At 42.3% G+C, this 8,147-nt stretch carries 8 protein-coding genes; 4 read left to right on the top strand and 4 right to left on the bottom strand.

Features of this window, described 5'->3' with window-relative positions; all coding sequences use genetic code 11:
• Positions 1-338 precede the first annotated feature (338 nt).
• Entirely contained in the window at positions 339-1,460 is a 1,122-nt protein-coding gene (locus GB992_RS11225) for a hypothetical protein (RefSeq protein ID WP_161002521.1), read from the top strand.
• Between the two features lie 9 nt (positions 1,461-1,469).
• Positions 1,470-2,288, top strand: a complete 819-nt coding sequence (locus tag GB992_RS11230; protein ID WP_161002522.1) for a hypothetical protein — start codon at positions 1,470-1,472, stop codon at positions 2,286-2,288.
• A 76-nt stretch (positions 2,289-2,364) separates the two neighbouring features.
• Here GB992_RS11230 and GB992_RS11235 read toward each other — a convergent pair whose 3' ends face one another.
• The 4 genes from GB992_RS11235 to trpX form a co-directional block, all read right to left on the bottom strand.
• Positions 2,365-3,168, bottom strand: a complete 804-nt coding sequence (locus GB992_RS11235; RefSeq protein WP_161002523.1) for a glycosyltransferase family 2 protein — start codon at positions 3,166-3,168, stop codon at positions 2,365-2,367.
• Positions 3,169-3,363: 195 nt separating this feature from the next.
• On the bottom strand, positions 3,364-4,185 hold the full coding sequence (locus GB992_RS11240) for an ABC transporter ATP-binding protein (RefSeq protein ID WP_238331126.1): 822 nt from the start codon (positions 4,183-4,185) through the stop codon (positions 3,364-3,366).
• Positions 4,169-5,074, bottom strand: coding sequence for an ABC transporter permease (locus GB992_RS11245; RefSeq protein WP_161002524.1), 906 nt, complete (start codon positions 5,072-5,074; stop codon positions 4,169-4,171). Before GB992_RS11245 ends, GB992_RS11240 begins: the two co-directional genes overlap by 17 nt.
• The gene (gene trpX, locus GB992_RS11250; RefSeq protein WP_161002525.1) at positions 5,071-6,066 is read right to left on the bottom strand and encodes a tryptophan ABC transporter substrate-binding protein; all 996 of its coding nucleotides are present in this window, start codon (positions 6,064-6,066) and stop codon (positions 5,071-5,073) included. Before trpX ends, GB992_RS11245 begins: the two co-directional genes overlap by 4 nt.
• 900 nt (positions 6,067-6,966) lie before the next feature.
• Here trpX and GB992_RS11255 point away from each other — a divergent pair.
• Together GB992_RS11255 and GB992_RS11260 are read left to right on the top strand one after the other, a co-directional pair.
• A complete protein-coding gene (locus GB992_RS11255) occupies positions 6,967-7,782 on the top strand; it encodes a toll/interleukin-1 receptor domain-containing protein (RefSeq protein ID WP_161002526.1) in 816 nt (271 codons plus the stop codon).
• A gap of 27 nt (positions 7,783-7,809) precedes the next feature.
• Complete coding sequence (locus GB992_RS11260) at positions 7,810-8,070, top strand: TIR domain-containing protein (RefSeq protein WP_161002527.1); 261 nt, start codon at positions 7,810-7,812, stop codon at positions 8,068-8,070.
• Positions 8,071-8,147 lie beyond the last annotated feature (77 nt).

Raw genomic sequence — 8,147 nt, forward strand, 5'->3', positions numbered from 1 at the left:
TCAGCCATTACTTGGTAAGATTTATTCCCCTCATTGACCAGTTGTGCTAGTGCGCCACGTTGAAAACGTGATAAAGTAGATGTACCCAAAGTAATCACTTCCTATATTGGTTGGAATTAGCTACTACCATTGTAAGTGATTGCTTTGGGCTTTTTAATTTCTGTTCGGATTAATTATAGAATTTGCCTACTCAAAAATTTGGATCTACTTTTTGGTGATGAAATTGAATTAGAAAACCTTCGTTTAAGACGTAATCACGACAATTGTAACATCGAGAATTAATTGTAACGATACACCGTTACAATGTGATATGATCGTTACAACGTGAGGAGAATTTTATGATTAAATGGCAAATTCAAAATAGATTACCAGTAATAGCAAAAGAATTGAATATGCGAGTTACGATTCCGCAAAGAATCCAAGCGTTAACTTTGAGTAAAATTCAAAAGAAGTTTTTTGATTATGAACAAATTGAATTAACGTTTGGAATTACTAGATCTATTGACGCAGCAATTTTATCACCAAAAAGCGGCTTGAATCTTGATGTATCACAACAAGCGAGCCAGCTTTCATTGATTGCTGAACGTAACCAGGTACAAGTGATTTTATTATGTCAGGGTCTAACCGCATCTGAGCGACGGTTATTAGTCCAACAAGGAATTTCTTTTATTAGTTCCGAAGGCGAGTATTTTTTACCTTTTTTAGGTGCACATTTTTTCCCCTCAAAACAAAAACAGGATGCAGAAAAGTTAACGAAAACAGGTTCATTTTTGCTATCAATTTTAATGTATGCCGTTGCATCCGGTAGAATTTATGGGGATGGCAGAACCTCTGAATTCTTTTCAGGCACACCGCTAATGGATCTTTTGTGGCGTGCTTCAGGAATTGAAACACGATCAAAATTTAATCGGGCAATGCAAAGCTTGGAACAGTTTAATATTATTCAATCGAATGGCGCTCAAACGCACAAGAAGTATGTTTTGGAAGTGCCTGAGTATGGGCTATATTCAGCATATTCTGATTTGATGGTATCTCCTGTTGAAGCGACCTATTATTTTCAGGAAAGAGATATTCAGGCTGTTTTAAAAACAGATGTGCAGCATCACTTGCAACCTGGTGAAAAAGGCATTTCGTGGGGCGGATTAACGGCGTTATCTAAAATCACAGATTTAGCCGACGCTTCAATGCCTACCTATGCGATGGAGGCATCTTTGTTTAATCAATTTATGACACCCGAACTTAAAAAGATGCGTGTTCTTCGTTCAACTGGAAATATTGCTGTCCAAAAATGGAACTGTAGCCCAACGACCATTTCTGGCGAATTTGGATTTAATTCTCGTATTCCAGATCCGATAAATTTGAGCTTATCTATTGGTGTTGCGAGGGACGAACGAATCATCATTGCTCAAGAAAAGATTTTATCTCAAGCATTACATCGACCAATTCATCTGGAGGACTAATTCATGCCGGTGTCAAACGACTTTTTCGATACGTTTGCCGATTTTCGTGATCAATATGTCATTATTGGCGGTATGGCCGCTTCCATAATAATGGAACAAAAGCACTTCGTATTTCGTCCTACAAGAGATTACGACATGGTTGTTTTCTTTGAACTGACGACAGCCGATTTTTCTAAAACATTGCTTCGATATCTTGCCGATAAGCATTATGAATTAACGGGCATTAAAGAGATGGAAGGATCGTCCAACTACTATCGTTTTACTCTGCCAAAAGATAAACTGAGCGACGGAGATTATCAAGCGAATGATCCCCAAATGATCGAGTTATTTTCACGAATTCCTGTGAGTTTTATAGATCCACATATACCGACGCATTTAATTCCTTTACCGTATTTCGGTTACACTTCTTTATCTGCCATTGTTTTGGATAATAATTACTATGAGCTAATCAAACATGGCGTTGAAATTGTGAATCAGGATCAACCAATATTGAGACCTGAATATTTAATTCTCTTTAAAATGAAGGCCTTTTTGGATATTCAACAACGTCATCAAGCAGGTGAACAAATTAATCATCGTGATCTTAATAAACATTTGTATGATGTGATTCGCTTGTTGCAAATCGTTGAACCAGAGAATCAGTTAGACCTTGAGAATATGAAAGCACCGGTTAAAAACGATGTTCAAGTGTTTATTCACATACTTGAGGAGATGATTGACCTAAATAAACGATTAACAAAAGTTTTGTTTGATGATAATACGAAGCTTAGTGCAATGACAGACAAGGCGGAGATTATCAATGATTTAAAACAGCTGTTTATGCTCTAATACCAAAAATAATATGCCACCTAACCAGCTGACAGCATGTTGTCAGAAAGGTTAGGTGGCATGTTCTATTTATAGGTTATTCTTTATTCTTAAACGCATCGTTCAACGAAGTTCGGTTCGAGGCCAACAACTTTTGCAGTGACAAACGTAAATCCGATTCCTGAATGACATCGCTAATTTTATCTAGCGCGGCCATTTCGGAGGCGAATGTTTTGGCAGACAGGTTGTGACTAGCACTGGTGCCGTGGGTGACGTAATGGTACGTTTGGTACGCATCGTACCAGAAGACGTTGGCATCACGAATGTAAGTCACGTTGAACAATTGATCCTCCATAACGGAGAGTTCAGTGTCAAAACGCAATTGGCGTTCACGGATGATTGTCATGGAATAGCACTTGTTCCACAGAAAGCCACGAATGTCGCCACCCGGTTTGATGATGTCTTGTAGCATTTCGCCCTGGGTGAGGTGACGGGACAGTGGTTTGTTGACGGTGGCTTTGATCAAACCGCCATCGGCAAAGTACCCGCAACATGCCAGATCCGCTTTTTGCTCAGTCATATTAGTGACAAAGTGACTGATATAATCGGGTTCACACCAATCATCACTGTCAACGAAACAGACGTAATCACCATTGGCCTCGTCTAAGCCACGGTTGCGGGCTGCTGACACACCCTGATTTTTCGGCTGGTGCAGTGCACGCACGCGGCCATCGGCGGAAGCCCAAAAGTCAGCGTAGGTGCCAGATTCGTCAGGGGATGCATCATCGACCAGCAAGATTTCCATGTTTTCGTATGTTTGCCGGCACAGACTGGCAACACAGCGATCGAGGTAGTCGACCGCTTTATAAACAGGCTCGATGATGGTGACAAGTGGTTGCATTTGTTCAGCTCCTTAGGTTAATTTGACTGGTCTAATTCACTCAGTTTAATTCACGCATATTAATTAGCAAAATTCGTCTGATAACTTGCTTCTAGGATACACGAATTTACATCAGACGATAAGCACCGAGCACTCAATGTACAAAAAAACTACGATGAAATTTTCACTTTCATCGTAGTTTTTATTTGTGATGTTTTACAAATCCTCAAAAAAGTTAAATAACTGTTCTCTCGTGAGTTTTTCCTTTTCCTCACCACGGACGTCAAACGTAATTTTGCCAGCGTTCAGAACGATCAGACGGTTACCGTATTTCAAGGCGTCCTCTAACCGGTGGGTGATCATTAGGCAGGTGAGGTGGTCGGCGGCAATTCTATCGTTAGTCGCCGTCATGAGTTGTTGCGACGTCTTGGGGTCCAGTGCAGCTGTATGTTCATCTAACAACAGTAGTTCTGGTTTACTCTCAACGGCCATCAAGAAGCTAAGTGCCTGCCGTTGTCCACCAGAGAGGCTGCCAGTTGCAGTGTTCAAACGATTTTCCAGATTGTTATTCATGGTAGAAGCCATGGTCTTATATTCGTCGAGATGTTTGCGTAAGCCACGCGGTACGAGTCCACGGCGTTGCCCACGTTTGCTAGCTAGCAGGAGGTTTTCGGCAACCGTCATCCGTGGTGCAGTCCCTAGTTTAGGGTCCTGGAACACTCGCGCCAGAAAACGGGTCCGTTGCTCTTCACTCTCACGTTTGATTGACTTGCCATGCAGTAAGACATCACCTTCGTCAGCGTTCAAATTGCCGCCGATAACGTTGAATAGGGTGGATTTACCGGCCCCGTTAGAGCCCAAGACGGTAATGAAATCGCCGGGGTAAACAGTCAGGTTAAGGCCATTCAAAATTTTCGTTTCATTAGCAGTATGTGCGTTAACCACTGTGGAGACGTCTTTCAATTCCAATAGTGGTGTTTTTGTTGCTGTATCAGCGTTCACAGTTTCATTAGCAGTTTCATTAGTTGTTGCGTTCATCGCGAACACTCCTTTCAATCAGGCGGTCAAAGTGGAAGAACTTGCGGAACCGTGGCAACAACAGGCAGATGGCCAAGATAATGGCGGATAACAAGTTGAGGTCGTTGGCAGAGAAGTTTAACTGGAGGACGATCAGTAACACGAAGCGGTAGAGGATACTGCCTAGCGTGACCGCGACCAAACGTTGCGTCAGAGAAAGGTCACCGAACGCCACTTCACCAATAATGATGGAAGCTAATGCGATAACGATGATCCCGATGCCCATGTTAACGTCCGCGTAACCGTTGTTTTGAGCAACTAAGGCGCCACCCATCGCAATCATGCCGTTTGAAATCATCAATCCCATAATCGTCATGCGGTCTGTCTTGATCCCAATGGACCGCGCCATGGTTGGATTGTCACCGGTAGCGATGAACGCTTGACCGAGGTTAGTGTTCAGGAAGAAAACAAGGAGTAGGGTGACAACGATGATGACCACTAAACCGACGAAGACACTGTCAAAGTATTGTGGTAGTGAAGCTAAAAAGTCGTTTTTAAATAGGGAGGACTTGCCAAGCAAACTGAGATTGGCGCGGCCCATTATCCGCAAATTAACGGAATAGGCGGCCGTCATGACCAAAATTCCGGCCAATAAAATCGGAATGCGGCCCTTTGTGTAAAGCAATCCCGTAATTAAACCGGCGACCATCCCGACTAGAAACGCGCAAAGGGTTGCTAACAGGGGATTCATGCCACGGCAGATAAGGGCGACGGCTGTTGCGGCGCCTAGTGGAAAGGTACCTTCAACGGTCATATCAGGGAAGTCGAGAATTCTAAAGGTAAGAAAGAGGCCAAGCCCCAGGACGGCCCACAGTAGGCCCTGTCCGATAGCTGATGTGATTAAACTCATTTGAATAGTTCCCCTTTCTGTTGTGCTTCTTTGATGTAGGACTTTGGAATGGTGATGCCTAATTGCTTGGCTGTTTTAAGATTGATGGTTAAGTCGCCGTGACGGACGTACTTGATTGGTGTCGTCGCTGGCTTGGACTTGTGCTTCAGAATTGATGCAGTCATGTCACCAGTCAAACGACCTAACTTGTACTGATTAATGGCGTAGGTAGCAAGACCGCCTTGTTTAACCATCGTGTCAGCTGCTGGGAAGACCGGAATCTTCTTCGCGTTGGTGTTGGTAACCAGTGTCTGCATGGCGCTGGCGATCGTGTTATCGGTTGGAACATAAACGGCATCAACTTGACCGGCCATGGTCTGTGAAACTTGGTTTAAATCATTGGTGTTAGAGATGGAGTACACCTTGAGCTTGATATTTTCCTTCTTGCACAGTGCTTTAAACTGCTTGTATTGTGCGGTCGCTGAATCATCGCTGGAAGTGTAGACAATGCCAAGCGTTTTCAGGTTTGGTGTCAGCTTTTTGATCAAACCGAGTTGTTGTTTCAGTGGGGCTTGATCCGAGACCCCAGTGATGTTACCACCGGGGCGCTTATTGTTGGCAACCAACTTGGCGCCCTTAGGATCGGTAACGGCACCCAAGACAATCGGCGTCTTCTTAGTGGCGTTGGCCAAGGCCTGTGCGGAAGGAGTCGCGATTCCAACTGCGGCGTTGACGTGCTCGTGAACAAAACGGGCGCTCATGGATTGCAGGTTACTTTGATCACCCTCGGCATTTTGAAAGTCGATGTGAATTGTCTTGCCGGGGATGTACCCGTGTGCCTTCAAGCTGTCATCAATCCCATGATTGATGGCGTCCAGCGCAGGGTGAGTGAGTAACTGTAATACCCCGACTGTTGGTACTTTTTGTTGGGCCGCCTGTTCCTTACTTTCCTGGAAGTAGGCGACACCGAGAAAAACTAGAATAATGGCAATGAGCCCATACATGCGTTTCATAGAAATAACTTCCTTTTCAAACAGAATGTGGTGCTGGCTAGATAGTGACTGACTTTGATGTGAAAGGCGTTAGACTTCAACCCGAAATTGCTCATGCTCGGATACAAAAAGGGCAGTTCGCAATTATTGCGAGCTGCCCTAAAAAATAAAAACACCGAGCCCGCACAGGTTTTATGAAATCCGTGCGCTCTCGGTGATGAATTCACATCAAAGTTAGTCGGCACAGATACAATCGAAGTGATCTGACTTCAGATTGCATCCATGCAAGATGGTGGTTAAGCAATCTGATTACCGGCTTTGCCAAGTATTCAACTGGTTCTTAACGTTTTGACTCATCGCAACTAACTCCTTTTCTTAAGCTGTCTTTATGAAGTCAGTGTAGAGGAACAGTAAAACAGTGTCAATAAGTTTTTGAGAAAAATTCTCATTTTTGATAGGCGAGGGATGAATTGCTGTCTTTGCCAAGGCTTCGTAGAACTTGTTCCATGACTTTCATGCTTTCGTCAGTAGGAATCATTTCGTCTTGTTTGAGTCTAGTAATTATTTTTAAGTATACGCATTGAATTATAGAGTATGAGTTTCTCCTTGAGTTCACCTCACATCGTGAATATGTAGATGATTAATGATGACGTGTTAGCAAGATAAGTGGCTATATTCAGTATTTGAAAGCAAACAGTGGCGAATGGAGAAAAATGAAAAGTTATTCAGTTTGCGGCAATCGCAGTATTATAAGCATACTTTTCTATGGTTTTACATTAGAGGGGGTATTCAAAAAGAGTAAGGTAAGAATCAATGAGTTAGGGGATTAGTGTTTCACTCAGTACTATGACAAATTCACAAAAAACACAGTATAATTGAGTTAATGAGAGTAAGACTGATTGAAATCAAGAGGAGGAGCGTATGTATCGGGGTTTGCAAATTAGTGCTAGCGATGTAGAAAAAAATTTATTAACTGATTCGACAATTAATTGGGGTTTAAAAGTAAAAGCTTTTGAAGATGAGATGCAGCTGTTACGTTCCGAAGTTGATCTTGATATTGCTGAAAACTTCAATATCGAGGATTTAAGTGGAAGCATTGATGCAGAAAAGTTAGTACAACAATGGTTTCCAGTGAGTGAGTACGATGTTTTTTTATCGCACTCACATTTGGATAAAGGTAGCGCGGTGCGGTTTGCGGTTTGGTTACACGAATATCTTGGTCTTCGGGTTTTTGTTGATTCAACTGTGTGGGGATACTCAGATGAACTTTTGAGGAAATTAGATGATAAATATTGTTATCAAAAATCTTCGCAGACGTATAGTTATGAAGAAAGAAATGAAACAACAGCTCACGTACATTTAATGTTGGCAATGGCGCTTCAAGAAATGATTGACAAATCTGAATGCTTTGTTTTTTTAAAGTCAGATAATTCATTGCCGCTTTCGATTCAACAGGAGTCACAAACTAAGTCGCCATGGATTTTCGAAGAATTGAAAACAACAAGTATCATTCATAAAATCGTGCCAAATCGATTCTTGTTAAAAAAAGGGATGCAGACAAGAGATCGTGCCATGTATGCAAGAGAACAATTAGAGGTTAATTATCTGGTAGGAGACGAACTGAATAAGCTTGGTAAGTTAGCTTCAGAAGATTTAATAATAGCAGCCGATAATTGCAGGTCGACGCCCAATTTATTAGGGTTAGATGCTATCTATCAAAATGTTTCAGCAAAATAATCAGCAGACTTTGAAGGGTGGATAAATATGACACGAAGAGTTTTTTACAGTTTTCACTATCAGCTAGACGCCTCTCGCGTTCAACAGATAAAAAATATCGGTGCCATCGAAGGACAGAAAATAGTGAATTCGAACGAATGGGAAGCCGTTAAACGTCAAGGGGACCTGGCTATCCAAAATTGGATTGATGACGCAATGATGTATACCTCATGTACCATTGTACTGGTGGGGGAAGAAACGGCAGACCGAAAATGGGTTCAGTATGAAATTGGTAGATTGCAAATTTAATCCGAATTTTTGGACAAATTTGTCAGCATGATCTGATAAGGTGTTTGCCAGTCAAGTATTTTAAGTGGTCTCTGATT

This window comes from Furfurilactobacillus milii (assembly GCF_009863985.1).
In the GTDB taxonomy this organism is placed as follows: domain Bacteria; phylum Bacillota; class Bacilli; order Lactobacillales; family Lactobacillaceae; genus Furfurilactobacillus; species Furfurilactobacillus milii_A.